This is a genomic window from Apilactobacillus quenuiae (assembly GCF_002994005.1).
GTDB lineage: Bacteria > Bacillota > Bacilli > Lactobacillales > Lactobacillaceae > Apilactobacillus > Apilactobacillus quenuiae.
In genome coordinates this window covers 225,051-251,121 of the sequence record NZ_POSN01000002.1, presented here as the reverse complement: position 1 = coordinate 251,121, position 26,071 = coordinate 225,051, and the positions used below count along the sequence as shown (strand labels likewise).

Below are 26,071 nucleotides of genomic sequence, written 5' to 3'. Positions count from 1 at the left end.
TATAATTATTATCTTTCAGAATTATTATATTTTACAAAATAAATAATTGTCATAACAATTAAGAATATAACACCAATAATTAATGGAATTCTTGTTGAACCATTAATAAACATAAATACTAATGTAATTAATAGAAAAACTAAAGTAATGTAGTTTGTGTAAGGGGATAGTGGCATTTTGAATGGATGGTTCTTTACTTCTTCTGGATGTTGTTTTCTAAATCTAATTTGTGAAATTAAAATAATAAACCAAGGCACCATTCCAGGTAGTACAGAAGAACTGTATACATAAACAAAAATTTGGTTAGCAGACGGATTGATCATTGGTAAGATTACATTTAGGATTAATCCAAAAAGAATTCCTGCTGAAATACTAATGACGGATACAAAGGGGACACCGTGTTTATTTAATTTCTTAAAGATTTTAGGAATTTGATGATGTTGTGCTAATAGATATGACATACGACTAGCACTGTAAATTCCTGAATTGGAACCAGATAAAGCAGCAGTGACAACCACAAAATTGATAATGGCTGCTGCAGAGGTAATTCCAATTTGGGAGAAAGTTTCAACAAATGGGGAACCAATTGAATTGATTTTATTCCATGGATAAATACTTAAGATAACAAAAATAGCGCCAATATAGAAAATTAAAATTCTACCAATTGTATCTTGAATAGCTTTGACTAAAGTATGTTTAGGATCCTCAGCTTCACCAGCAGTAACCCCAATTAGTTCAATTCCTTGGTAAGAAGCAATAACAATTGCTAATGCAAAGAAGAAACCTTTAATTCCGTGAGCAAAGAAACCAAAATTCCAAATATTAGAAATTCCAGTAGGGCCAATGCCATTAAAACCAAAAACGATTAATACTAATCCAACAATGATCATTGCAACGATGGTTACAACTTTAACTAAGGCAAACCAATATTCTAATTCACCAAATGCACTAACAGAAATTAAATTAGCTATACATAAGAAAATAATTGCCACAATTCCTGGTAACCAATTAGGTAGGTTAGGCCACCAAAATTCCATATATGTACCAATAGCAATTACTTCTGACATCCCAACCACTAAGTATTGAAATATATTACTCCATGAAGTTAAGAAACCAAAAACGGGATGCATGTACATAGAAGCAAATTGCGAAAAGGACCCAGTAATAGGATGTACATATAACATTTCACCAAGAGCTCGCATGATTAAGTATAAAAAGAGTCCAGCAATGCCATATGCTAATAATACAGAAGGACCAGTCCAATCAATGGTTGATTTAGCTCCCATAAATAGTCCTACACCGATGGTTCCACCTAATGCAATCATTTTCATATGACGAGCACTAAGTTTTCTTTCTAAATTATTGTTTTTATCTGCCATAACTATTCACCTTCTTTAAAATATTTGAGTTTATGGTGAAATAAAAAATCCCTAGCACAAATTAATGTACTAGGGACGTATTTTACGTGGTTCCACCCATATTTATATAGCAATAAAATTACTATATACTCTCATTAGTCGTTAACAGAACAATCTGATTTGGCATTATCCGCCAAAATATTTTGAAAAGTGGTAATCATATTATGATGATGACTTAACTTGCAGAAAATGCTAAATCTCTCTGAAAAATCGAAAAATATAATCATGTCTTTTCTCAATTAATTACAATTGTATACTGAGAAAATACATATGTCAACGAAACTAAAACAATTTTAACTTTTCGCTTTTTCTGCTTCTGATTTTTCCAGCCGATGCTGGACATCTAGAATTGTATCCATAGTTTTTTGGAATGTTTCATCATTATATCCTAGACTATTTAAACAACCTTGGACAGTACTGGTGATGGGTTCCTCTTGTTTAGCACCATATTCAGTTAATTTAATTAATACTCGACGTTCATCTTTTTTATCACGAGTTCTAGTGATCCAACCTGCTTTTTCTAAACGTTTTAATAATGGAGTTAACGTTCCATTAGATAAGCCAAGTTTTTGGCTAAGATAGTTTACGGTAACCTCATCTTTTTCCCATAGTGATAATAAAGTAACGTATTGGACATATGTTAAGTTGAATTTACTTAAAGGTTCTTGATAAAATTTGTTAAATAGTTGATGTGCTCTAGTGATTTGAAAACAGATTTGGTTATCTAATGTGATCTTATTAGTCATGTTATATAACTCCCTTCTTTTCTAGTATGTATAAAAGTATAGCGTATCAATAAATTGTATACAATATAAAATATATCACTAAATCAAAATTGGTCAAGGAAATAAATAGAGCACCGTAAATATTAATTTACGGTGCTCTATTTTTATAGTTAATTATGCTTTTTTAGTTATTTTATCAGTTTTTTCTTTATCATCCCATGTATTAAATTTACGAACATAAACAAATAGGACGAATGCAATGATAAAGAAGATTAATGCATATAATAATGATCCTTTAATAATCATTGGTAATTGTAATCTGGTCATCATATGTTTCATTCCATCTTGAATTTGTTTTTCAACAAAGAAGAAATTAAATGGGTTGTAAATTAATTTACGATGGGTATAGATGAAAATCATGAAGATTCCAGCAATAATTTCTGTAATCCAAGTACATGCAACGCCAAAAGCGATTGCTCCATACCAAGTTTTGCAGAAGCCGATTACCATCATGACAAATGATTGGAAAATGAAGAAGTAAGCAATATTACCAAGAACAGCCCAGCTTAATTCTTGAGCTAAAGTTCCCGCTAAAGGTTTGTGAGGGAACACTAGATATTTCATTAATATAACGGCAATAATTGCTACTAATAATAAAATTAAATATGAAATTAAAATGGTAATCACTTTTGAAAAAAAGATAGAAGCCTTACTATGATTTTTCATATTTTCTTTAACTTGAGCATTACTTTCTTGTCCAGCAAATCTGGTAGCAACAATAATAGTTGTTAATAATTCAATTACACCGGTTACAGCACCAAATTGGTTCATCCATTTCCACCCATTTAAGGTTTTGGTTTCCATACCAGTAATGGCCATAATGATAGTTACGATGAATAATCCTAATGCCATAAAACCAAAGATTTTACGATTACGACTATTCATTTCTTGTTTTAATAAATCACTCAATTTTTTGACCTCCCAGGTCTTTAACGAAAGTTAATCATGTCATGAGTTTATCACGTTCACGGAACTAGTCAATAGAAAAACACCCAATTTAGTTTAATAAATTGAGTGCTTAAATAATTTAATTATTTATTTTTAATTAAACATTTCTATGATTGTAGATGACGTATGCAATTGCTGTAAAGATTAGAGCATATATAACAATACCAATTTCCATTGAGGTTAATGAAAGATGGGTCATTGCTTTCATTGTATGATCAGTAAATTGAACATTTATATTTAAAAAGTTTATAGGGTTAAATTTTAATATTTCAAATTTTTTCATTACAAGCATTGAAAACGGATTAATAATGCTTGAAGCAAAGAAAAATAAAATTCCTAGTGCAATGGCAACTCCATTATTTTTAACGATATTACTTACTAGCATTACCATTGGAAGTAATAATAATAAGAACCATGATATACCGAACATGTCTTGTAAAATATATTTCATGCCAAAGTCACCAGAAGATGCAAAAATAATTTTAGTAATAAAAGTAAAAATATAGCTCATTACGATTAAATAAATATACATAAAGAATGTAGTAACTAATTTAGAAATGAAAATTTGTAATCTAGAAAATTGACGTGAAAATAGATATTTAACAGTATTATTTGCAAAATCTCCAATCATAATAGTACTTGAAAATACAACCATCGCAATTAGAGCAAATTCAATATTTATACTAAAAATGTTTTCAGCAAAGCCATTGTGTGAAAATCCATGTTTGTTTGATGATATAAAGTATCCACCAATTAATGACATTAATAACATCACAATTGGCCAGCCAATATAAAACTTACCATGAATTTGTTTATAAATTTCTTGTCTTAATAGAGTTAACATTATTTAGTTTCCTCCTTTTTATTATCTTCAGTTAATAGGTTCAACAATGATTCTTCTAAGTCAGCTTTATCTTTTGATACATCTTGGATTTCAAGACCGGCATTGTTTAATGCAGCTAAAGCTTTGTTCATTGCATCACCATCATCTTTGATTTCAACAATTTTGTCATTAATCTTAGCTTCAAAACCAGCTTGAACTAATGCATTGTAAGCTTTTTCTGTATCATCAGTCGCGAACTTAATATTTTGATTGTCGCTTGATAAGAATGATTTGGCATCGGATTCCTTAACAACACGACCATGATTAATAACAACATAATAATCGGCAATACGAGCCAATTCATCAAGTAAATGACTTGAAATTAGAACACTAATACCACGTTTTGATAATTTCAATAGTAAGTCACGTAAATCGTGAGTTGATTGAGGATCGAGACCGTTCATAGGTTCATCTAAGATTAATAACTTAGGATGATTTAATAATGAAATAGCAATTCCTAAACGTTGCTTCATCCCTAATGAATATTTTTTGGCTTTTCGGTTACAGAAGGAATCGATTTGTGTATCCTTCATAATTTCTTGAATTTCACCATCTGTAGTTGAACCATCATTAAATAGTTTAAGGTTTTGATAACCAGTTAAGCTTAGGTAAGGAGCAGGCGATTCAATCATTGAACCCACGTTTTGTAAACTCTTACGATTGTTCTTAGTTAAACTTTCACCATTAATCTTAATTGATCCAGAATTATAACTAGTTAAACCAACAATACTCTTCATAATTGTAGACTTACCAGCACCATTCGGACCAATAAGTCCTAAAATAGTTCCTGGTTCAACGTCAAATGTAACGTTGAATAAGGCTTGTTTTTGGCCAAACTTTTTATTTAAGTTTTTTACTTCAAGCACTTTCATAACATAATCTCCTTCATTAATTAGTTATTTACTTATGTAACTAACTATATTATAAAAACATTAGAAAGTCAAGGAGCAAAATTAAAATTAACATCTATACTATTAGAAACGAGGTTCTAATAGTATAATATTATTTCAATAACGAAATATTATGTAAATAAAATGTAATTATTAGTTAATCTCCTCGTAAGAAATTTGATGTAACATTATTAACGTAACTTAGAGGAGGGAAAACATATATGCATTCGAATAAAACATTTATATCAATTTTAAGTGTTATCACATTATTCGCTGCGATTTTGTTTTTATTACCACAGAACAATGTTAGCGCTAATGCTAAACATAGACAAAATATCGTACATATAAATAAACATCATAGACGCCATCATAGTAAAATGTCTGCTGCTAATGCAGCTGCCAAACGCTTTATTGCTATGCGTGAATCAGGTGGTTCATATAGTGCAAGCAATGGAAGTTGTTATGGTAAATATCAATTATCAATTGCTTCTTATCATGGTAATTATTCAGCAAGTAATCAAGAACTTACTGCTAACCATTATGCTAATAGTCGCTATGGATCATGGGTCGGTGCCAAAAACTTTTGGTTATCACATGGCTGGTATTAAATATTCCATAATTCCCAATTTTGGGAATTATTTTTTTACAATCTTTTATCTAGTATTGAAAACTAGATTACATGGTTATATAATGTATAAAAACGAAATGTAAGGAATGATTTAATGAAACAGACTAATGCAAATGCTAATAAGATTTCTTGGGTAGGAAGCAAGAGATACTTTTTATTAAATGAAATATTTAGTGCTATTACCCATGGAATTGGGGTTTTACTTGCCATAGCAGGCGCAGTCTGTCTGATTATTCACGGTGCATTTGAAGGCGGAGCAATACGGATTACTACATTTTCTATTTATGGCGGAATGTTAATAATCTTTTATCTAGCTTCAACTTTATTTCATAGTCTATATTTCACAGGTGCTGAAAAATTATTTCAAATTTTTGATCATTCGGCCATTTATTTACTAATTGCTGGAACTTATACTCCGTATTGCTTAGTTGCAATTCAAGGATGGCTAGGGTGGACTATTTTTGGAATTATTTGGGCAATAACAATTATGGGAATTGTATATAAGTCAATCTGGATGGGAAAGTATAAAACTTTATCTACTATTATGTATGTAGTTATGGGATGGATGTGTCTTTTAGGAATTGCTAGATTGTACCAGTATTTAGGAGTCACTGGATTCTTCTTACTATTCTTTGGCGGAATTGCTTTCACATTAGGTGCTGTTATTTATAGTTTTAAACAAATTCCCTTTGGCCATGTTATATGGCATTTATTTGTTCTATTAGGAACAATTATGATGTACTTTTCAATATATATATATGTATAAAAAATACCGTTAAGTGTTTAGCTTAACGGTATTATTTTGGACTAAATAAATTTAGCAATATAACGCCCACGATGATAAGCGCAACTCCAATAACGGATGCAATATTAGTTGGTTCTTTATACACAAAGATTGCGATAATTGTAGTTACTAGGATTCCAATTGCGCTCCAATCAGCATATGTAATGTTTAAAGGAATTTTGATCATAGCAATTGATAAGAAGTAAAAGCACAATATAAAAGACACGACTGCACCTATTGCTGGAATAATTCTAGAAAATCCCATGGACATTTTTAATAAATTGGTGCCAATAATTTCACCGACAATAGCTAAAAATAGAAATAAATAATAGAACATATACTTTAACCTCAATCAAAATATCTTCACAATTAAATCATAACATTGATATTTATGAATGTTTAAAAAATAATCAAAAAACTTTACTTATAAAAAGTAAGTGATATAATATATTTAATAATTAAGAAAGAGGGATGCTTTTTATGAAGACAGATTTATTAAACTTACAAAAACAACGCCGTTCAATTTATGCTTTAGGTAAAAATGTTGATCAAACTCCTGAAGAAATTTCAGATTTTATTAAGAAAACTATCAAGCAAGCTCCTACTCCTTTTAATAGTCAATCAACTCGTGCAGTTATTCTATTTAATGACTATCATAAGAAATTGTGGGACATTGTTTTAAATAACTTAAAACCACATTTAAAATCAGAAGATGCTGTTAAGGCAACTACTGAAAAAATTAATGCTTTTAGTAATTCATTTGGTACAGTTTTATACTTTACTGATATGGATGTTGTGCATGGACTTGAAGACCAATTCCCAGCATATGCACAAAACTTTTATGATTGGTCAGAACAATCACAAGGTAATGCTCAATATGCTGTTTGGACTGGTTTAGCTGAAAATGGAATTGGTGCTAACTTACAACACTACAATCCACTAATTGATGAAGATGTTGCTAAGGAATTTGATATTCCTGAAAGCTGGAAATTACGTAGTGAAATGGACTTTGGTTCTATTGAATCACCAGCTGGCGACAAAGATTACATGGATGATGATAAGCGTTTCAAAATCTTTAAATAATCTTATATCTTAATTAAAATGGGGCTGTTACGTAAGTCTCTTAAAAAATAGGATTTACGTTAATTTTCAACGTAAATCCTATTTTTTTATATTTGAAATTATAAAATTAATGATTTTCGTCATTAGTTTTCTTATGTTTAATGCCATTAAAATGCAAAGAAGCCTTGAGTCTACCCAAAACTGATTCTACATCTATCTTTTATCTTTCTTTGAGCATCAGTCCATATGGAATTACTTAATTCATTTTCAATAAAACGATAATTTATTTCAGATTCATAGTCAGTATTAAAAACAATGTATTTTTCTAAACTATTATTTTTACATTTTTTTCAGAAAGAAATTAAAGTGCGAGAAATCAGTGAGGATTTGATAAATATAAAAGCTGGTAATGAATTGACCATTTAACACGAAATTTTCTTTAATTCGCATAAAAGTGGCATCATGATCAGCTTTAGAATAACTATTATGATTGGCAAATATTTTATTACTTTTTTGATAATTTATTTGTTTATTTGAATTAGGTGATAATTGATTATCTTATTTAATTTTGGCATTTAAATCTTCTAAATGAATAATAATTTCGTTTAAATCATCTAATGAAATTTTAGACTTCTCCGGAATCTCACCCATATATTTAACACTATTCATGTCATGTAGTAAATTAATAATGATTTTGCGATTTAGTTTATCAAAACTTATTATATTTTTAAGTCAAGCAAAAGAGTATTTATTGGCATTTTCCAGAATGTTAGTTCCATCAATAAAACTAACATTGTCAATGTATTTATTCTTTCGTAAACTGTGTGTTAAAAAGTCCTTGCATTTATTAATTAAGTTTTCTGCTTCATCATAAACCCTGAATAGGCAAATAATTCAATAGGAAGAAAATGAGTTTTGCGTTAACCAACGTCCCGGTAGACTTTCTTCTGCTAAAGTACTAATTTGTTGAATGCTAAAGATTCCCTTTGAATATGTAAATAACGTTAATTTTAATAATGACTGTAGTTCGTATTTGTGTGGTCTACCAAAAATATATGAATTATCGGCACCAATTACTTTAACTACTTTATTAATAATTTTAGCTTGATGATTTTATTTGTATTGCCAATCTGTAATAGTTAAATTAGAGTTAGTATTAATTTTTATTTTCTTTCAGTAGGGAATTATTAAAACGATATCGGTCTTGATATCGTTTTTTTATTATATATAAAAAATGCCCGTTAGAAAAATTAAATTCCAACGAGCATTTTTTAGAGGCTTATATCACAGCCCTATTTTTGTATTTTCATAACTAATTATTTACGATTTTGATGACGGAGATTTCTCTTGTCACTTTGTTGATTGTCTTTATCATTTTTGTATTCGTGATGTCTTCTTTGGGAAAATTCTTTTAATTTTTTTATTGATTTGGACCTTTTAATTCGATCAGGAGTAAGATGATGATTCGAATTGAAATTAGACATTTGAGCACCTAATTCATAATACCAAGGCCTTTTTGGTTTAGTAGGGTACGAAATAATTACCAAATGATCATCAACATATTGGCCTAGAAAAATTTGAGAAATTTCTTTATTACTATCTTTCACTAAATCATTAATCCATTCTTCACTATGACCCATTCTTTCAAGAACATCCATATTAACACTACCATCAGTAATAATAGGATAACTCATTGATTCATCACCAAATGTATTAATCGTTAATTGGCCATTTTGTTCTAGAACAGCAGATTGAACATCTTTAAAATTATGAACACCTTGAGTTCTTAATTTAAATGCTAAGTCTGATGCAGAAAGACCATTTCTTAATGCAGTATCAACATTTATAAAACCATTTTTAATAATGTTCTTAGGTTCACCAGCAAGCAATTTTTTGAAAAATTGACTTTGACGGATGAGTATTCTACTGATAAAAATGATCGAAGACCATATTAATAATACGATAAAGAATTGTAATGTGGTAACTGTTTCACTATAGATCATACCACCAATAATTCCACCAAGAACATAATTTTGTAATTGATCAACAGCATTTGAAGGCGCTAAATTACCTTTTCCAGAAAGATTAATCTGAATTACTAACATCACAAAACCAATCAATAATTTTAAGAATATGTTGAAATATTGCTGGTTAATTGGTCCTAAATTGAATTGTGATTCGTTATGAATATTAACTTTATTATCAATTAAACCACTTTTAGTCAAACTATAACTGTTAAAAGTTGAATTGAAGTTAGCCTCATAATACTTTTTATTAACTAAAATTGTCATCCCATTAGTCAACTGAGTACTGCTTGTATATATTTTTGATTTAGGAACTTTCATATCTTTACTAATTCTTTGTACCATTTTAACAGTCTGTGAATTTTGACTGTTCGAATTATTTTGTTGCAATATATTAGCAAATACTAAACTTATTGATAAAATAGCCAGCAAAATTAACATGATAAACATATCTCGATATTTAAGATTAGTTCGATCACGCATATATTTAAAACCATTGAATATTATAAAACCACCAAAGATAATTGCTACTACCAATAATATGTAATAAATAAAAGTATTAGGGTGGGTTAAGTAATGATAAGAATATAAATCCAAAAAATCACCTGCATTAATAAAATTTTTTTACATATATATTATAAGACCTTTTGAAGTTTTAGACCATTAAGTAATATTCGGTAATAGATTTTTAATCATTTTGACACCTACGTGTAGCTGAATAGTATTATTTTTGTCCTATAATTCTGAATACTGAATTAAAGAACGGATGAAAATTTTATTAATAAGGAAGGTAATTAAATGAAATCTATACCGATATTTAAAATATTATTATTTATATCATTATTACTAGGCTTATTTACATTTAGTTTAGCTAATGCACAAACTGTTTCTGCAAATAAAAAATCTCAGCAAGAAAATTTTAATAAATTATATAAAGTAGCTAAAAAACAATTAGGAAAGAAATATGTCTATGGATCAACTGGACCTAAATCCTTTGATTGTTCAGGATTTGTTAAATATGTTTATAAACATGGCTATGGCAAAAATTTACCTAGAACTGCCCAAGCTCAATATAGAAGTAGCATAAAGGTGTCTAAACATCATTTAAAACCAGGTGATCTAGTTTTCTTTGGTGGAAGTAAACGTAGCATTTATCATGTTGGAATGTATATTGGAAAAGGCAAAATGATTGATTCACAAAACAGAGGAGTCGTTCGTGAAAATGTTAAAGCTCCTTGGTGGCATGCAGTTGGATATTCTAGAATTATGAAATAAGAAGCGGATAGATTAATTTCTATCTGCTTTTTATTTTATTATGTTGCTATTTAATACTATGGTAATATGTTCATATGTATATTACAGATAGGAATGAAAATCGTTTATGAAACAATTATTATGGGATGAAATTGAGTACAATAATATTCAAATAATATTTACTGTTAATGATGGTGGTATAAATTTTGTTAATAATCCTAATTGTGGTATTTCTAAAATATATGACTTTTATCCAAAGTTAAAAGCAGAGTTTAAATTTGGCAATGAGCAAACAGAAGAATATAAAATTCAAATTCGTGAATATTTAGATGGTAATCGACAGTATTTTGACCTACCAATGGACTTAGCAGGTAGTGAGTTCCAAAAGAAAGTATGGTCTGCAATTACAACTATTAAATATGGTGAAACCATTGATTTCATTGATTTTGCCAACCAGTTTTCTGAAAGCAAATCACAAGTTGAAGAAGCAATTTTATCTAACCCATTAATTATTTTAATCCCAAGTCATCGAATTACAGGTGTTGATTATAAAAACAGCCTTAGAAACAACTCTGCATTTATTAAATATCTTTTAAATATCGAAAAGGAGTAGTTTTATGAAAAAATTACCTGAAAATGTTAAAAAAATATGGATGCAGGCTTCAATTATTACTTTTATTTGTTGGATACTATTTTTTGTAGTATCTAGGTTTTTGTTGGCTTTTATTAAGTGGCCAACTTGGATTTCTTTTATTGTTTTAGGTATTGGAATACTTGAGTTAATATGTGAATTATCTTTGATTCCATATCGATATGCGTTTAATAAATATAGAATTGCAGAAGAATATGTTGAAATTCAAAAAGGATTTTTCTTTAGAAAGCTATCCTCAATTCCAATTGCCCGAGTTCAAAATGTTAACTTGGACCAAGGACCGTTATTAAGAATGCAAAAATTAAATAGTGTTGATATTGATACTGCCGGCGATAACCATAGAATTGAAGCAGTTACGCATCAAGAAGCTCAACTTATTAGAAAGCAGGTTATGGATCTAGCAATGGAGGCCAGAAATGAAAAATAAACTTTTAAACCCATTAGCTTTATTATTTGGCATAAGAAATTACATTTCTCAAGTTGTAGGAATATTGGTCATAAGTATATGGATTAATTTTGTTTGGATTACACCTGTCTTTGCTTTATTTTTATTAGTATATAAGATTGCATCATATTTTACATACCGTTATTCAATCTTAGATAACCAATTGTTGGTAAAACACGGTATTTTTTTCAAAAAAGAGTTACATATGCCTTATGAGAGAATTCAAAATATTCATCGCAAACAATGGTTCTTTTTGAAACCTTTTAAGTTAGAAGAAGTAATTATTGATAATGCTAGTCATTCTGATTCCAATATTGATTTAGTTGCGGTTAATGAAAATGTAGCTGATTTATTGGAAAATAAAAAAGCCATTGCTATTAACTCGAAACCTGAAAATAAAATTACAAAGTCAGATGTTAATAATAACTTTGATGCACAGTATAAAATTTCTAATCATTCAATGAATTTATTTGCTTTAACTAGTTTTAGAGGCTTATTTGGATTATTTATTTTATTTGAATTTTATCAAAGGTATTCATTTGCAATCTCTGCTAAGTATAAGGATGCGTTTTTTAATTATTTAGGTAGCAAAGGAATTATAATAGTTATACTAGAGATTTTTATTTTATTAATAATTGCTTTTGTTGTTAGTTATATCTCGATATGGATTCAATACTATCGATTTACACTTACTAAAAAGGATGGCTACTTAACTTTCAGTCGGGGGTTACTAAAGAAAGAAACACTCAGAATAAATATTAAGCGTATTCAAAGCATTAACTTTTCACAAAATATCATTCGAAGTTTATTTAAACTAACAACTGTTAAAATTACAATTATCTCCGATCGAAAAGAAAGCACTAATACTAAAGATCCTATTGTTATTCCGGTTTTAAATTCTAAAAACTTATATACAATTGCTAACCAATTTTTTGATAATTTACCATCAAAAGATCCTAAAATATTAGGACAACGTGCTTATTCGGTTTGGTTGTTTATTAGAAATAGTTTGTGGACTCTTTTATTACCATTACCATTGTTATTAAATGGAAATAATTGGTTAACCATTTCTTTTTTTATAGAAATAATGATACTATTTGCAGTTATATTTAACGGATTTTATCGATATCGTCATAATGGGGTTAAAGTTATTAAAAATGATGATTTAGTGATTGAAAACTGTCGATTCTTTAATCGTCATTTACATTTTATAAATTGGCATTGCATTCAATCGATAACTTTAAGAGAAAGCATTTGGATGCAAAAAAATAATTTAGCACATTTGAAAATATCTGAAAGACGAGGAGATTCTTCTGGTGAAATTATCTCTAGATATATTGACGCAGATATTGCTAAGCGAATATATAAATGGTATCAAAGTTAATAATTTAAAAAATATTTTGTACACAAAACATTGACACAAGATTTATAACGTGTACAATGTATTTTGTAATATAAATTGTAGGGGGTATTGATATGAAATTAACAATTACAGATGCAGCAAAGAAAAAAATTCAAGATAATATTTCTGGTAACGCAAAATTTCTTTTAAGTTTAGATGACGGTGTTGGAAAATACTCTGACGCTGGTTCTTGCGCAATTGATACATCCTTTGATTTCATTGCAGTTGACCCTGAATCAGAAGACCATGATTTTGATGAAAGTATGGATTCAGATCTTGGACCAATTTATATTAAGGGATACAGCAAGTCATATATGGATCAAAATTTGAAATTAGATCTTAAGATGAATATTTTACAGTTATCTGGTGATGCTGGAATTATTGATGAGAATGTTCCAATTTCAGATGAAAGAAAAGTTAAATAAATAAAATTACTCGACTTAATTAAACGAAAAAACAAAATTATAAAAACGTCTCTAAAACTTTGGAGACGTTTTTATAATCTGTAAAGCAAAATATTTTCAATATGATTTACAAACTGATATTATTTTAATACTTACTTTAAGAAAGGAAGTTCAAAATGACAAAAGTTTTTGTTGTAGGTGCTCATGGGCACGTAGGTAAACAAATGGTTAAAAAATTAGGTAATCAAGGCTACACCGTTTTAGCTGGTGTAAGAAGTCAAAGTCAATTTGATGAATATAAAGACATGGACAATGTTAAACCAACTTTATTTGATTTAACCTCAAGTCCTGAAGACATGACAACGGCATTTAAACAAAGTGATGCACAAGCAATTATTTTCTCTGCTGGATCAGGTGGAGCTACCGGTGATGACATGACTTTAAGCATTGATTTAGATGGAGCCATTAAGACAATGATTGCTGCTAAAAATTCTGAAATCAAACGTTATGTAATGGTTAGTGCTGCTGGGGCTGATAATCGTGCTTTCTGGCCTAATTCAGGACTACCTGGTTACTATGTTGCCAAACATTATGCTGATGCTTACTTGAAGAGTAGTGGTTTAGATTACACAATCTTACGTCCAACGGCATTAACCAATAATGCTGAAACTGGCAAAATCGTTTTAACTAGTGAAGCTGAATCTAAAATGGATATTCCAAGAGCAGATGTAGCTAATTCAGTAGTTGAAATTTTAGGTGATAGTGACACCATAAATAAAGTTTATGAAATCACTTCTGGTGACAAGAAGATATCAGATGTCCTATAATAATAAACTTGTGTTGTTTATTAGCATGTGATAAGGTTATCAGAGTTATAAATTGAATCAATAAAATATTAACGTCCTTGATTCTATATTTAGAACTAAGGACGTTTTTTATTATTTAATTAGATGGAGGTATGAAATGATAACTGTATCAGATATGGGATTGCATTTCTCAGGCAAAAAATTATATGAAAATGTTAATCTTAAGTTCACGCCCGGTAACTGTTATGGAGTTATTGGGGCCAATGGTGCCGGTAAGTCAACCTTTTTGAAGATGCTAGAAGGTAAAATTGAACCCACTAGCGGTAATATCTCAATTGGACCTAATGAACGCTTGTCAAGTTTGAGTCAAGATCATTATGGCTTTGAAGATTACGAAGTCTTAGACACTGTAATCCAAGGCTATGAAAAATTATATAAGATTATGAAAGAAAAAGATGCTTTGTATGCCAAACCTGATTTTTCTGATAAAGATGGGGTTAAAGCCGCTGAATTAGAAGGTGAATTTGCGGAAATGGATGGTTGGAATGCTGATTCTGATGCATCTCAATTATTACAAAGTGTGGGTATTCCTGAAGAATTGCATAATCAAAAAATGAGCGAATTAACTGAAGGTCAAAAGGTTAAAGTCTTACTTGCTCAAGCTTTATTTGGAAATCCAGATATTTTATTGCTTGATGAACCTACTAATGGTTTAGATAACCATACCATTGACTGGTTGCAAAACTTTTTAGCTGATTATGAAAACATTGCAATTGTTGTATCTCATGATAGATATTTCTTAAATCAAGTATGTACAATGATGTGTGATGTTGATTATCAAAAAATTCAACTATATGTTGGTAATTATGATTTTTGGTTAAAATCTAGTCAATTAGCTACTAAAATGCAACAAAATGAAAATGCTAAAAAAGAAGATCAAATTAAAGAATTAAAAGAATTTATTGCTCGTTTCTCAGCTAATGCTTCTAAATCTAAGCAAGCGACTTCACGTAAAAAACAATTAGATAAAATTACTTTAGATGATATCAAGCCATCTTCACGTAAATATCCATTTATCAAGTTTGAAAAAGAACGTGATCTAGGTAATGATTTATTAAGTGTTAATAATGTTTCTAAGACTATTGACGGTAAGAAAATTTTAGATAATATTACATTTACACTGCGTCCTGGTGAAAAGACTGCCATTACTAGTCGTAATGATTTAGCTACTACTACTTTAATGCAAATTATTGCTGGTAAAGTAGAGCCAGATACAGGTGAAGTTGTTTGGGGACAAACCACTCGCCGTTCTTATATGCCTAGAAATATCAATTCTGATTTCGAAGATGATTCATTAACAATTATAGATTGGTTAAGACAATTTGCTTCAAAAGAAGAAAGTGATGATCCATTTCTACGTAGTTTCTTAGGCCGTATGTTATTCTCTGGTGATAATATTCAAAAGCAAATTAAAGTATTATCAGGGGGAGAAAAAGTACGTTGTATGTTATCCAAGATGATGTTACAAAAGGGTAATGTTTTAATCATGGATGATCCTACTAACCATTTAGATATGGAATCAATTACTGCGTTAAATGAAAGTTTAATTCCATTTGATGGTTCCATTGTATTTACTTCTCATGACCGTGAATTCATTCAAACCATTGCTGATCATGTCATTGAAGTATCTGATAAAGGTATGATTCAAAGAGCTGATACTAGCTACAATGATTTTATGAATAATTCAGACATTCAAAAACAAGTAGAACAATTATATAAATAATAAATAATTATGACACAGTGAATATGACTTTACTGTGTCTTTTTTTGCCATTAGAACAATAATATTACCTGAGTGTTAAAATTTATTTACATAAATGGTTATTATTATTATTTATTAGTTTTTTGTATTATATTATAGTTATACAATAATTGGATGGAGTTGAACTATATGAAAAGAATATTGTCATCATCTGCATTGGTATTGTTTTTAGCCAGTGCATTTGTTTTAGGTGATCAATCTTCTTTGGCGCATGCTGATACTAATAGTGTTTCTACTACTCAAGCTACCAGTAATGATAGTCAAACTAATAATAATGATAATGAGCAACAAGAAAATGGTGAACAATCTCAACAAGAAGCTGAAAAGCAAGCAAATGCTAAAAAGGAATCTGATGAAAAACAAGAGGCTGCTAAAAAAGAAGCCGCTGAGAAGCAAGAAGCTGCTAAAAAAGAAGCTGAAAAAAATAAATTTGTTGATCATGTTAATTTTACATATTCTTCAGCGATTAATTATAATGCCAGAAATGTAAATGTTAATGGAATTAAATCATTTGTTGGACCTTATAATCGTGGAACACATGTTAAAAAGAGTTTGAATTTGAAGGGACAATTGGTTCAACTAACTAATGTAGCCAGAGCTAAAGAAAGAACTTATTATCAAATTAATTATCGTGGACAAGATCAAGGTTGGATCAATGCAACTTATTTGTCTACTACCAATGTATATGAGATTCCATTTACTTATACCAGTCAACATTTTCCATTTGATGCACCTAATGGTTGTGAAGCAACGGCTTTGAAGATATCCTTATCAACTAAAGGTGTTGGGGAAAATATTGGATTAAATGGTTTCTTGAAAAAGATGCCTCGCGCTAAATATGATCATAATAAAGGATTTGTTGGAAATCCTTATGCTGTAAACCATACTAATCAAGATTGGACTATTTATCCTAAAGCTTTGGCTGCATTTGGTAGGAAATTTTATGATGGTGTATATGATATAACTGGTGCTTCTAAGATTAAAATTATTAACGAAGTTCAGCACGGCAATCCAGTGATTGCTGCAACTGGTTATCGTATGCGAAAAGCTACAGGTCATACCTTAGTAGTAGTGGGTTATAAACGTGGTTACTTCAAGATGGCTGATCCATCCTCATGGAGAGCTACTTATAAAACTACTAATAAGCCAGTATTCTGGACTTCTACTAGTCAATTTATGAGTTTGTACAATCATGAAGGGCGTAAAGCAGTCTTAGTTAAATAATTATAAAAATAAAAAAAGGTCTCTCATAATTTAATTATGAAAGACCTTTTTACTAATCTAATATATTTCCAGAATGTTTTATGACATTTACTTTTACTTCATTTGTAGGTAATAGATTAAATTTATATTTTGGTTTCCAATTTGCTTTTTTAACATCAAAATGATTTTTAATTTGATGACCATTAAAAATATTATTTTGATTAGTTAAGCGAGCATCTTTAAAGACTGATACAAATTTTTTAGGGTTGACTTTTTTTGCATCCACAACATTATTTTGTGCAATAATATTAGATTTATAACCAGCCCCAATTGCATAACTAAATTTGTAAGCTTGATGACTATTATTTTGATAATAGTTATTAAATACTTGAACTTTACCATAACGAATACGTGGATTTCTTTGAACAGTATTTAAGAAAAAGTTATTTGCAACAGTTACATTAAGTTTATTTGTATCTGATTTTTTACTATCTGAACTACCAATTAACATCGTTTTATCATGATTAGCAAATTTGTTATAACTAACAGAGACGTTATTTGCACCATCAGTGATATCTACTATTCCATCATGATGTTGATATTGACGACCAAAGTATTCCTTGGCTTCATTATCTGATTGATATCCATTGCCATCACTAAATGAGTTATGATCAACCCAAACGTTATGAGCTTTCTTTATTGAAATAGCATCATATTGAGAGTTCCAATTACCACTTTTGCCATCTTTGGGATCCCACTGTGGAAATAGATCAAATGGTGTAGTAAATTTAATATTCTGTACTATTACGTTGTTCTTTTTAAGAACTAGGCTAGCGTTTTTAATTTGAGCATTTTTCTTACCGATAATTGAAGTGTTTGCCGGTATTTTTAATTCAATTTGTTTAGCTTGAACTTTTTGAGCTATTTTTCTAGCCCGTTCCTGCTTACCAGTTGGTTCTTTCTTACCATATTCTTTTGGATTATAATCTGCTAAATACTTTTGTAAACTATATCCGGTATTTTTAGAATAATCAGTAATTGATTTACCAGCATTCATATCAATACTACCTTTAATATAAATGATTCTAGTAGCTACTTTCTTCTTCAATGCTTTTTTTAATTGATCGGCATTTTTAACAACGTAAACATTTTTATGCTTATTATAATTTCCACCAGTTGTGTTTTTACCAAAACCAATTATATTTGAATTGGTGCTAGCATTAGCTGAATTAATTTCTTGATTATTTCTAATTCCAATAAATAGAAGTAAAAGTAAACCTATAGTTATTAGAGGAGTGACTATTTTTTTCATATCTAATATATCCTTTCTAATTATTATGGTATTATTTTAAGCAAGGAGTGTGTTATATGCCTGAAATAATTACCATTATTATTTTACTAATTTTAATAGTAACAATGTTTCTAATGAAAAAATTTAGAGACAAAATGACTAAAAAAACTTATATTTTAGTTATGTTAGTTATTTTAATCATTGCACTATTATCAATGGTTGCATTACATGTAAATAGAATTTAAAGAGCATAACTTTATGCTCTTTTTACTTTATTATAAAGCTTTATTAACTCATTTCTTAGACTATCATCATGTGCAAAAATATACAATCCTTTAACACCGCGTTTCATTAAAACATTGACTGAATTAAGGACCAATTGAGCTTTAATTTTATTAAACTCAGTTGGATTACTGATATCTTTGCGTTTCTTTAAAGATTCAACATCAGTAAAATTATTTAAGTCAACTTTAATTTCACCGTTATCTAGATAAATTGGTGGGCCTAAAATTACACCTACATAGTTTAAATCAAAGCCCTGACATGTAAACATGGAACCCACTTCGTTAATGGTTTCGGGGATCTCTGCCCATGGAGTTTGAGTATAATTATACTGATCCCAAGGCATTTTAAAATCTGGTTCAATGACATAATGTTTACCACCATCAAGTGTGGAAGGATACCCAGATGTTGAAACAATTCTAGATAATCCAACTTGATTATTCTTTTGAACAATTGTTTTACGCATTTTTTCGGCGTTATCAAAGATTCTAAAATCATATTTGTCATCAGCATTTGTTGGAATTTTTTCTAATTTACCATCAGTAAAACTATTGATCCATTTAACAAGCTTGTCACTAGCAGTCATTCTAAATTGATGAGTTAAATGATATTCATCGTTTGTATAGGGGTCAATAATTTTATGTAAACGTTCTAAATTCCAAAATGATTTAGTTCTTAACACTTGTCGATGATCAAATACTAAGATAGTAATTTTTGAACGTTTAATTACTTCAGCTAACTGGTTTTCTTGATAAAAGTTATTGTAGTGATCCCCCTTAGATAACAATAAATGAGCTTCATCAATGATTGTAATATCGACGGTTTTATTTTCTTTATCTAATTTATTAATAAATGAAGTAGGGCGGTTAAAATTCTTTTTTAATACATTTTTTTCATCACCAGCCATGTTTTTATACACTTTCATAATTTCTGGATGATTGACTAAAAAATGGTTATCAGTATTGTATAATTTATTAGCTTTATCTTTACTCATTTGTTGCAGATCATAAAATAATTTACTTAAAATAACTGATTTACCAGTTCCAGCATCGCCATAAATCGTAAAAACAGCATGCTTTTTATCATTAATATGATTTTTAGTGAACTGTTCGATTTTATTTATTAATTTAGATTGTTCTTTTGTTAGTTGATGTTCAGGTGATAATTTTTCATTAGCAGCGTTCATTTTACTCATTTAATTCACTTCTTTTAATATTTTTGATGATTTTATCTGTAGCAGACCAATTATTCATCGTATATAAATGAATGCCATCAACATCATGTTCATACAAATCATTAATTTGTTTAATTGCAAAATTGATTCCAGCTATATTTAAATTATTAGTATTTTGAATAAAACTTGGCATTATCATTTTAACTTTTTTAAGCCAATTAACGGTTTGCATTTCAGTGATTGGCATTATTCCAGCTAAGATGGGGACATTAATGTTTTGGCTTTTAGTTTTATTTATAAATTGATAATATTTTTGATTATCAAAAAACATTTGACTAATTAGTTGATTGCATCCAGCATCTATCTTTTCTTTTAGGTTTTTAATATCGTCAAATGAAGATTTTGCTTCCGGATGTACTTCAGGATAACAAGCACCCATAATTTTAAATGTTGAGTTTTTGCTTTTTACATAATTGACTAATTTACTTGCATAAGGAAAATCATTTTTTATATGACCATGCTTATCTCCACGCAATAATAATAAATTGTGAATGCCATTTTTATGCACTAACTTTAATATTTCATCAATATCATGCTTACTACGATTAATTCCGGTAATATGGATAATTACCGGAATGCTTAATTCTATTTGAATGTATTTTGCACATTGCATAATATTATCAAATGAAAAATGACTTAAATTGCTAATTGAAACAAAGTCAGGTTGCCATTTATTTAAATAATATCTCATTAATTGCAGCTGCAATAAATCGGGTGCTATTTCTACAGATAATGTTTGCTTTGACATAAGATAGATTACCTCATTTACATATTATTATTAATAAAAGAGTAGTCGAAAAATTTTTAATTTTTGACTACTCTATACAACAATTATTATTTAATTAATTGTCCAATCAATTTATTGACTGCATTAATATATGAATCTAGTCGTTCGCTAGCTTTTGCTTGAGTTTTATCTTCAGTTCCAATATAGAATTTAACTTTAGGTTCAGTTCCTGATGGGCGAATAGCAATCCAAGTACCATCTGCCAACCAATATTTTAAAACGTTTGATTTTGGTAAATCAATTGTTTTAGTTGATCCATCTTGATTGAATTGAGTAGCGGTATCAAAATCTTCTAATGCAACTACTTTACTATCATTGAATGAATCCATTGGATTGGATCTTAATTCTTCCATAATTTTGGTCATTTTATCTTTGCCATCAATGCCTTCAAACATTTTAGAAATTGTTTTTTCTTCAAAGTATCCATATTTTTCATACATTGATTGCAGACCATCATATAATGTTTTACCTTGTTGCTTGTAATAAGCAGCGACTTCAGCTAACAGCATTGTTGATTGAATCGCATCCTTATCACGAACAAATGGTTTAATTAAATAACCGAAACTTTCTTCAAAACCAAATAGGAAGGTGTGGTCATGATTTTGTTCAAAATTATGAATTTGTTCAGCAATGTATTTAAAACCAGTTAATACATTTTTCATCTCGATATTGTAATTATCAGCAATTTTAGTTGCTAATTCAGTGGAAACAATGGATTTAACAACAACTCCATTTGCTGGTAATTCATGATGATCTTTTTTAGCTTTTAAAATATAGTCTAATAATACAGAAGCAATTTGATTACCAGTCATTAATTTATATGAATTATCTGGTTGTCTAACTGCAGCACCTAAACGGTCAGCATCAGGATCAGTTGCAATTAAAACATCTGCACCGATTTTTTGTCCTAACTTAATTGATAAGTTAAATGCTTCTGGAAATTCTGGATTAGGAAAGTCAACGGTTGGAAATTCAGGATCAGAAATAGTTTGTTCTGGAACAATTGAATAGTTTTTGAATCCAGCATTTTCCAAAGCACGACGACATAATACTTTTCCAGTTCCATGAAGAGGAGTGTAAACAAATTTTAAGTCTTTGCCAACTTCTTTGATTAATTCATGATTTACGTTTACTTTATGAGCATTTTCTAAGTATGCTTCATCAACATCTTCACCAATAACTTTAAGCAATTGCTTTTTTCTTAAGTTGCGAATATTAGCCACTTTGATTGCAAATACGTCGGCAGCTTTTCTGGCATAATTAGTAATCATATCAGAAGCCTTAGGTGGCATTTGACCACCATCTTCGCCATAAATTTTATATCCATTGTATTGCATCGGATTATGGCTAGCAGTAATCATTACACCAGCAAAAGTATTTAAATGACGAATTGTGAAAGAAAGTTCTGGAGTAGGTCGAATATCATCAAATACAAAGGATTTAATATTGTGAGTACCTAATACACGCGCAGTTTCATATGCAAATTCCTTTGAATGGTATCTAGAGTCAAAGCTAATTGCAACACCACGTTGCTTTTGCTCATTATCTAAGGTATCCATATATGAAGCAAGACCTTCAGTTGCTTGTCTAACAGTATAAATGTTCATTCTATTCATACCAGCACCCATTAAGCCACGCATGCCGGCAGTTCCAAATGACATCTGAGTACCAAAAGCATCTTTAATTTTTTCATCATTGTTTTTAATTTCTTGTAAATCTAATTTAACTGATTCAGCAAGCTCGCTTTGAGCAAGCCAATTTTGGTAATCTTCTTTGTAATTCATATCAAATGTCTCCAATAAACTGAATTATGTTACTAAAATTAGTATAGTTAATGGCTTTATTTTAGTCAATTTATATTAAAGCACATTCTTTGCGCTATCATTTTATAGATGGTATTCTACTTACAATTAGTAATTAAAAGAAAGGTGAATTTTATTCATGGATAAAAATGAAGAATTAATTAAAGTTGCTAATAGAAGATATGCAACTAAGAAATTCAATCCTGATAAGAAAATATCAGATAAAGATTGGAAAACAATTATGGAAGTGGCTAGATTATCACCAAGTTCAATGGGCTTTTCTCCATGGAAGTTCTTGCTTATTGAGAATGATGCTTTAAAAAAAGATCTTTATGAGCATGCTTGGGGTGCACAAAATAGTTTAGATGGTGCTGACAAATTTGTTATTATTTTGGCAAAGAAAAACGTAACGCCAACATCTAAATACGTTCAACACATCAGTGAAGATGTACAAAAACATTCATTTGATCCTAATTCAGCTTTCGTTGCTAAATTACAAGACTTTCAAGATAATGATTTTAAATTAAATGATGAACGTACATTGTTTGAATGGTCTGCAAGACAAACTTATATCCCACTAGCTAATATGATGGATGCTGCTGCGACTTTAGATATTGATAGTTGTCCAATTGAAGGCTTTAACCGGGAACAAGTTGAAAAAATATTAGTCAAATATGATGCCATTGATCTGAAAGAATGGGGAGTTTCAGTAATGGCTGGATTTGGTTACCGTGATCAAGACATTACACCAAAGAAACGTCAACCGATGGATGAAATTTACAAAGTAATTAAATAATTTATTTTGATTAGAGCCCATAGCTTTTAGCTATGAGCCTTTTTTATGTGGTAAAGTTAAATTACTATATTAAATATATTGGAGTGTTGATGAGTGAATATTTTAATTGGGTTAATTCCAGCTCTATTATGGGGAATTCAGCCGATTATTTTACTGAAAGCCAGAGGGTCTACTATCAATCAATTATGTGGGACGGTTTACGGTGCTTTTATTGTTTCATTAATCGTTTACCTGGTCTATCGTCCAGAAATATCAATGCGACCATTTATATTGTGCCTTATTTCTGGAATGTGCTGGACATTTGGTCAAATGACTCAGTACCGAGCATTTAAATCAATGGGAATTTCATTAGGGACCCCATTATCTACTGCAATGCAATTAATCGGTAATCCAATTACTGCAGTTATTTTCTTTCAAGAATGGCCAACAGCAATGGATAAATATAAAGGTTTTTTTGCATTGTTAGTAATTATTATCGGAATCGTTTTGCTTACCAAAAATGGTAAGCAAGACGCACCTGGTTCTAATCATCGTTATAAATATGGTTTTTGGATATTGTTTATCGGGACTTTTGGTTATATTGGATATTCCGCTTTCCCACGTTTAGCAAATGTTAGTGGTTCAGATGCTATTTTTCCACAAGCAATTGGAATGGTAATTGCAGCCATTATTTTTTCTGTATTTATCATTGAGTATCGAATTCAAAAACCATTGTTTAATAAATTCAGTTTTGAAAATATGATATTAGGAATGATTTTTGGAATCGCAGCTTTTGCATATTTGGTTTCAATTAAATTAAACGGAGTGGCAACTGGCTTTACCTTAACTCAAATGGATGTTGTAGTTGCGACGTTAGGTGGCATGATATTATTTCATGAAGTTAAAGGTAAAAAGAAAATCCTCTTTACCTTATTAGGACTTTTAATAATTATTTTAGGTGGAGTTTTAATCCAAACAATTTAGTTTTGTACAAAAGGTTACGTTACAAATTAAAAAAATAGTAACTTATTAAAAATTAGGAAATCTATATGATATAATCATTGTTGTATCAATGATACACATGATTTTTTATTTTTAATTAACGATCTACGATAAATATCAGTTGAAAAAAGTTTAAAATTATTTAAAACTTAATGGGTGATATTAAAAATAAATTATCAAATATTGATTTTGTTTAGAGGAGATATCATGAGCAGTTTTTCAATTAAAGCAACTGCCAAAGCTGTTCCTGAAAAGATAGTTACTAATGATGACTTGGCTGAGATTATGGATACTTCTGATGAATGGATTAGCAGAAGAACCGGAATCAAAGAACGTCGAGTAGCTGTTAGCGAGACAACCACTTCTTTATGTGCTGAGGTTGCATCTAAATTATTAGATAAAGCCGGTGTTGATGCTTCTAATATTGATTTTATCATCGTTGGGACAATGTCTTCTGATTATCAAACCCCAGCAACTGCAGCTGCTGTTCAAGGTATCATTGGCGCAAATAATGCAATTGCCTTTGATATTAATGCTGCATGCTCAGGATTTGTTTATGGATCTTATACTATGCAATCACTATTAAATAGCAAACCTAATTCATTAGGCATCGTTATTGGTGGTGAACAATTAAGTAAATTAATTAATTGGCATGATCGAACAACTGCTGTGTTATTCGGTGATGGTGCTGGTGGGATGTTAGTTTCAAATCAAGGTAGTGGAGAAGTTTTAGCTTCTAACTTGAAAACTTATGGTGCTCAAGGGAAAGCACTATTAGCTGGTCATATGATTGGTGATGAACATTTTGGAAAAGTAGATGATCAAACTGATCAATATTTTCATATGGATGGTCGTGAAGTCTTTAACTTTGCTACTAAGAACGTTCCCAATTCAATTAAAGAAGCACTAAGCGAAGCAAATATTGATGCGAATGATGTTAACTACTTCATTCTCCATCAAGCTAATGCTCGAATAGTAAAGAATGTTGCTCGTAAAATGAAAGTAGACGATCAGAAGTTTCCAATTAATATTGATCATTATGGGAACACAGCGGCTGCTAGTGAACCAATATTGTTGTCAGAAATGATGGAAAATGGTTTAATAGCTAAAGGGGATATTATTGTCCTATCAGGTTTTGGTGGTGGCTTAACCACTGGAACAATTATTTTAAGATACTAAAAAATTTATTTTATATATGGAGTGTATTTATTATGGCAGACAAGAACGCAATTTTTGACAAAGTAAAAGAAATCGTTGTAGATCAATCAGATGTTAACGCTGATGACATCAAAATGGAAACTAAATTCCAAGACGAATTAGACTTAGATAGTTTAGACTTATTCGAAATCATTGATGCTCTAGAAGATGAATATGATATCGAAATCGATACTGACAACGACATTACAACTGTTCAACAATTAGTTGATTATGTTGCAAAACAAGTTGAAGACAAATAATATTTTTATATTAATTTAGGAGTGTTTAAGT

General features: G+C 29.7%; 27 protein-coding genes. 16 read left to right on the top strand and 11 right to left on the bottom strand.

From position 1 onward, the window contains the following. Window positions 1-8: 8 nt before the first annotated feature. From C7N44_RS03670 to C7N44_RS03650, 5 genes are all read right to left on the bottom strand, one after another. Entirely contained in the window at window positions 9-1,379 is a 1,371-nt protein-coding gene (locus C7N44_RS03670) for an amino acid permease (protein WP_225362934.1), read from the bottom strand. Window positions 1,380-1,711: 332 nt separating this feature from the next. Next, on the bottom strand, window positions 1,712-2,164 hold the full coding sequence (locus C7N44_RS03665) for a MarR family winged helix-turn-helix transcriptional regulator (protein ID WP_105956545.1): 453 nt from the start codon (window positions 2,162-2,164) through the stop codon (window positions 1,712-1,714). 153 nt (window positions 2,165-2,317) lie between these two features. Continuing rightward, window positions 2,318-3,112 carry a hypothetical protein gene (locus C7N44_RS03660; RefSeq protein WP_105956544.1) on the bottom strand — a complete coding sequence of 265 codons (795 nt, stop codon included), beginning with the start codon at window positions 3,110-3,112 and terminating at the stop codon, window positions 2,318-2,320. Window positions 3,113-3,248: 136 nt separating this feature from the next. After that, the gene (locus C7N44_RS03655; protein ID WP_105956543.1) at window positions 3,249-3,995 is read right to left on the bottom strand and encodes an ABC transporter permease; all 747 of its coding nucleotides are present in this window, start codon (window positions 3,993-3,995) and stop codon (window positions 3,249-3,251) included. Then, window positions 3,995-4,906 (bottom strand): ABC transporter ATP-binding protein, encoded by a 912-nt coding sequence (locus C7N44_RS03650; RefSeq protein ID WP_105956542.1) that lies wholly within the window; start codon window positions 4,904-4,906, stop codon window positions 3,995-3,997. Before C7N44_RS03650 ends, C7N44_RS03655 begins: the two co-directional genes overlap by 1 nt. A gap of 239 nt (window positions 4,907-5,145) precedes the next feature. Here C7N44_RS03650 and C7N44_RS08115 point away from each other — a divergent pair, with 239 nt between their 5' ends. Next, entirely contained in the window at window positions 5,146-5,532 is a 387-nt protein-coding gene (locus C7N44_RS08115; protein WP_225362933.1) for an aggregation-promoting factor C-terminal-like domain-containing protein, read from the top strand. Window positions 5,533-5,646: 114 nt separating this feature from the next. Beyond that, window positions 5,647-6,318: a PAQR family membrane homeostasis protein TrhA gene (gene trhA / locus C7N44_RS03640; RefSeq protein WP_105956541.1), complete on the top strand. Its 672-nt coding sequence runs from the start codon at window positions 5,647-5,649 to the stop codon at window positions 6,316-6,318. Between the two features lie 31 nt (window positions 6,319-6,349). Here the strand turns inward: trhA and C7N44_RS03635 are convergent, their stop codons facing one another. Next, window positions 6,350-6,673 (bottom strand): DMT family transporter, encoded by a 324-nt coding sequence (locus C7N44_RS03635; RefSeq protein WP_105956540.1) that lies wholly within the window; start codon window positions 6,671-6,673, stop codon window positions 6,350-6,352. A gap of 143 nt (window positions 6,674-6,816) precedes the next feature. Between C7N44_RS03635 and C7N44_RS03630 the strand changes: the two genes are divergently transcribed. Further along, window positions 6,817-7,419: a nitroreductase family protein gene (locus tag C7N44_RS03630; RefSeq protein WP_105956539.1), complete on the top strand. Its 603-nt coding sequence runs from the start codon at window positions 6,817-6,819 to the stop codon at window positions 7,417-7,419. Between the two features lie 1,295 nt (window positions 7,420-8,714). Here the strand turns inward: C7N44_RS03630 and C7N44_RS08065 are convergent. Next, window positions 8,715-10,019 carry a DUF3290 family protein gene (locus C7N44_RS08065; RefSeq protein WP_105956538.1) on the bottom strand — a complete coding sequence of 435 codons (1,305 nt, stop codon included), beginning with the start codon at window positions 10,017-10,019 and terminating at the stop codon, window positions 8,715-8,717. Between the two features lie 201 nt (window positions 10,020-10,220). Between C7N44_RS08065 and C7N44_RS03620 the strand changes: the two genes are divergently transcribed. The 8 genes from C7N44_RS03620 (at window position 10,221) to C7N44_RS03585 (ending at window position 17,431) form a co-directional block, all read left to right on the top strand. Continuing rightward, on the top strand, window positions 10,221-10,697 hold the full coding sequence (locus tag C7N44_RS03620; RefSeq protein ID WP_105956537.1) for a C40 family peptidase: 477 nt from the start codon (window positions 10,221-10,223) through the stop codon (window positions 10,695-10,697). A 106-nt stretch (window positions 10,698-10,803) separates the two neighbouring features. Then, window positions 10,804-11,289 carry a methylated-DNA--[protein]-cysteine S-methyltransferase gene (locus C7N44_RS03615; RefSeq protein ID WP_105956536.1) on the top strand — a complete coding sequence of 162 codons (486 nt, stop codon included), beginning with the start codon at window positions 10,804-10,806 and terminating at the stop codon, window positions 11,287-11,289. Window positions 11,290-11,293: 4 nt separating this feature from the next. Next, window positions 11,294-11,755, top strand: coding sequence for a PH domain-containing protein (locus C7N44_RS03610; protein WP_105956535.1), 462 nt, complete (start codon window positions 11,294-11,296; stop codon window positions 11,753-11,755). Continuing rightward, window positions 11,745-13,157, top strand: a complete 1,413-nt coding sequence (locus tag C7N44_RS03605; RefSeq protein ID WP_105956534.1) for a PH domain-containing protein — start codon at window positions 11,745-11,747, stop codon at window positions 13,155-13,157. Before C7N44_RS03610 ends, C7N44_RS03605 begins: the two co-directional genes overlap by 11 nt. Window positions 13,158-13,249: 92 nt before the next feature. After that, window positions 13,250-13,600: an iron-sulfur cluster biosynthesis family protein gene (locus C7N44_RS03600; protein ID WP_105956533.1), complete on the top strand. Its 351-nt coding sequence runs from the start codon at window positions 13,250-13,252 to the stop codon at window positions 13,598-13,600. Between the two features lie 155 nt (window positions 13,601-13,755). Then, the gene (locus tag C7N44_RS03595; RefSeq protein WP_105956532.1) at window positions 13,756-14,406 is read left to right on the top strand and encodes an SDR family oxidoreductase; all 651 of its coding nucleotides are present in this window, start codon (window positions 13,756-13,758) and stop codon (window positions 14,404-14,406) included. A gap of 136 nt (window positions 14,407-14,542) precedes the next feature. Beyond that, a complete protein-coding gene (locus C7N44_RS03590; RefSeq protein WP_105956531.1) occupies window positions 14,543-16,168 on the top strand; it encodes an ABC-F family ATP-binding cassette domain-containing protein in 1,626 nt (541 codons plus the stop codon). Window positions 16,169-16,336: 168 nt separating this feature from the next. After that, window positions 16,337-17,431, top strand: a complete 1,095-nt coding sequence (locus C7N44_RS03585; RefSeq protein WP_167387283.1) for a C39 family peptidase — start codon at window positions 16,337-16,339, stop codon at window positions 17,429-17,431. 52 nt (window positions 17,432-17,483) lie between these two features. Here the strand turns inward: C7N44_RS03585 and C7N44_RS03580 are convergent, their stop codons facing one another. Next, window positions 17,484-18,722: a pectate lyase family protein gene (locus C7N44_RS03580; protein ID WP_105956529.1), complete on the bottom strand. Its 1,239-nt coding sequence runs from the start codon at window positions 18,720-18,722 to the stop codon at window positions 17,484-17,486. Between the two features lie 56 nt (window positions 18,723-18,778). Here C7N44_RS03580 and C7N44_RS07980 point away from each other — a divergent pair, with 56 nt between their 5' ends. Continuing rightward, the gene (locus C7N44_RS07980) at window positions 18,779-18,946 is read left to right on the top strand and encodes a hypothetical protein (protein ID WP_157945027.1); all 168 of its coding nucleotides are present in this window, start codon (window positions 18,779-18,781) and stop codon (window positions 18,944-18,946) included. Between the two features lie 11 nt (window positions 18,947-18,957). Here C7N44_RS07980 and C7N44_RS03575 read toward each other — a convergent pair whose 3' ends face one another. The 3 genes from C7N44_RS03575 to C7N44_RS03565 form a co-directional block, all read right to left on the bottom strand. Then, complete coding sequence (locus C7N44_RS03575) at window positions 18,958-20,178, bottom strand: DUF2075 domain-containing protein (RefSeq protein WP_105956528.1); 1,221 nt, start codon at window positions 20,176-20,178, stop codon at window positions 18,958-18,960. Next, on the bottom strand, window positions 20,171-20,965 hold the full coding sequence (locus C7N44_RS03570; protein WP_105956527.1) for a methylenetetrahydrofolate reductase: 795 nt from the start codon (window positions 20,963-20,965) through the stop codon (window positions 20,171-20,173). The genes C7N44_RS03575 and C7N44_RS03570 overlap by 8 nt, the downstream gene beginning before the upstream one ends. Before the next feature lie 86 nt (window positions 20,966-21,051). Further along, window positions 21,052-22,788, bottom strand: a complete 1,737-nt coding sequence (locus tag C7N44_RS03565; RefSeq protein WP_105956526.1) for a phospho-sugar mutase — start codon at window positions 22,786-22,788, stop codon at window positions 21,052-21,054. 157 nt (window positions 22,789-22,945) lie between these two features. Here C7N44_RS03565 and C7N44_RS03560 point away from each other — a divergent pair, with 157 nt between their 5' ends. From C7N44_RS03560 to C7N44_RS03545, 4 genes are all read left to right on the top strand, one after another. After that, window positions 22,946-23,602, top strand: coding sequence for an NAD(P)H-dependent oxidoreductase (locus tag C7N44_RS03560; RefSeq protein ID WP_105956525.1), 657 nt, complete (start codon window positions 22,946-22,948; stop codon window positions 23,600-23,602). Between the two features lie 93 nt (window positions 23,603-23,695). After that, complete coding sequence (locus C7N44_RS03555; protein WP_105956524.1) at window positions 23,696-24,565, top strand: GRP family sugar transporter; 870 nt, start codon at window positions 23,696-23,698, stop codon at window positions 24,563-24,565. 225 nt (window positions 24,566-24,790) lie between these two features. Then, complete coding sequence (locus C7N44_RS03550) at window positions 24,791-25,762, top strand: beta-ketoacyl-ACP synthase III (RefSeq protein ID WP_105956523.1); 972 nt, start codon at window positions 24,791-24,793, stop codon at window positions 25,760-25,762. Between the two features lie 32 nt (window positions 25,763-25,794). Further along, window positions 25,795-26,040, top strand: a complete 246-nt coding sequence (locus C7N44_RS03545; protein WP_105956522.1) for an acyl carrier protein — start codon at window positions 25,795-25,797, stop codon at window positions 26,038-26,040. Window positions 26,041-26,071: the final 31 nt, after the last annotated feature.

What these genes read in the sequence shown, in the direction of transcription:
- C7N44_RS03565 (WP_105956526.1), bottom strand. Translation starts at nt 22,788, where the DNA reads ATGAATTACAAAGAAGATTACCAAAATTGGCTTGCTCAAAGCGAGCTT.
- C7N44_RS03595 (WP_105956532.1), top strand. Translation starts at nt 13,756, where the DNA reads ATGACAAAAGTTTTTGTTGTAGGTGCTCATGGGCACGTAGGTAAACAA.
- C7N44_RS03665 (WP_105956545.1), bottom strand. Translation starts at nt 2,164, where the DNA reads ATGACTAATAAGATCACATTAGATAACCAAATCTGTTTTCAAATCACT.
- C7N44_RS03670 (WP_225362934.1), bottom strand. Translation starts at nt 1,379, where the DNA reads ATGGCAGATAAAAACAATAATTTAGAAAGAAAACTTAGTGCTCGTCAT.
- C7N44_RS03600 (WP_105956533.1), top strand. Translation starts at nt 13,250, where the DNA reads ATGAAATTAACAATTACAGATGCAGCAAAGAAAAAAATTCAAGATAAT.
- C7N44_RS03605 (WP_105956534.1), top strand. Translation starts at nt 11,745, where the DNA reads ATGAAAAATAAACTTTTAAACCCATTAGCTTTATTATTTGGCATAAGA.
- C7N44_RS03545 (WP_105956522.1), top strand. Translation starts at nt 25,795, where the DNA reads ATGGCAGACAAGAACGCAATTTTTGACAAAGTAAAAGAAATCGTTGTA.
- C7N44_RS03575 (WP_105956528.1), bottom strand. Translation starts at nt 20,178, where the DNA reads ATGAGTAAAATGAACGCTGCTAATGAAAAATTATCACCTGAACATCAA.
- C7N44_RS03650 (WP_105956542.1), bottom strand. Translation starts at nt 4,906, where the DNA reads ATGAAAGTGCTTGAAGTAAAAAACTTAAATAAAAAGTTTGGCCAAAAA.
- C7N44_RS03635 (WP_105956540.1), bottom strand. Translation starts at nt 6,673, where the DNA reads ATGTTCTATTATTTATTTCTATTTTTAGCTATTGTCGGTGAAATTATT.
- C7N44_RS03560 (WP_105956525.1), top strand. Translation starts at nt 22,946, where the DNA reads ATGGATAAAAATGAAGAATTAATTAAAGTTGCTAATAGAAGATATGCA.
- C7N44_RS03620 (WP_105956537.1), top strand. Translation starts at nt 10,221, where the DNA reads ATGAAATCTATACCGATATTTAAAATATTATTATTTATATCATTATTA.
- C7N44_RS07980 (WP_157945027.1), top strand. Translation starts at nt 18,779, where the DNA reads ATGCCTGAAATAATTACCATTATTATTTTACTAATTTTAATAGTAACA.
- C7N44_RS03580 (WP_105956529.1), bottom strand. Translation starts at nt 18,722, where the DNA reads ATGAAAAAAATAGTCACTCCTCTAATAACTATAGGTTTACTTTTACTT.
- C7N44_RS03570 (WP_105956527.1), bottom strand. Translation starts at nt 20,965, where the DNA reads ATGTCAAAGCAAACATTATCTGTAGAAATAGCACCCGATTTATTGCAG.
- C7N44_RS08115 (WP_225362933.1), top strand. Translation starts at nt 5,146, where the DNA reads ATGCATTCGAATAAAACATTTATATCAATTTTAAGTGTTATCACATTA.
- trhA (WP_105956541.1), top strand. Translation starts at nt 5,647, where the DNA reads ATGAAACAGACTAATGCAAATGCTAATAAGATTTCTTGGGTAGGAAGC.
- C7N44_RS03550 (WP_105956523.1), top strand. Translation starts at nt 24,791, where the DNA reads ATGAGCAGTTTTTCAATTAAAGCAACTGCCAAAGCTGTTCCTGAAAAG.
- C7N44_RS03585 (WP_167387283.1), top strand. Translation starts at nt 16,337, where the DNA reads ATGAAAAGAATATTGTCATCATCTGCATTGGTATTGTTTTTAGCCAGT.
- C7N44_RS03610 (WP_105956535.1), top strand. Translation starts at nt 11,294, where the DNA reads ATGAAAAAATTACCTGAAAATGTTAAAAAAATATGGATGCAGGCTTCA.
- C7N44_RS03615 (WP_105956536.1), top strand. Translation starts at nt 10,804, where the DNA reads ATGAAACAATTATTATGGGATGAAATTGAGTACAATAATATTCAAATA.
- C7N44_RS03590 (WP_105956531.1), top strand. Translation starts at nt 14,543, where the DNA reads ATGATAACTGTATCAGATATGGGATTGCATTTCTCAGGCAAAAAATTA.
- C7N44_RS03655 (WP_105956543.1), bottom strand. Translation starts at nt 3,995, where the DNA reads ATGTTAACTCTATTAAGACAAGAAATTTATAAACAAATTCATGGTAAG.
- C7N44_RS03630 (WP_105956539.1), top strand. Translation starts at nt 6,817, where the DNA reads ATGAAGACAGATTTATTAAACTTACAAAAACAACGCCGTTCAATTTAT.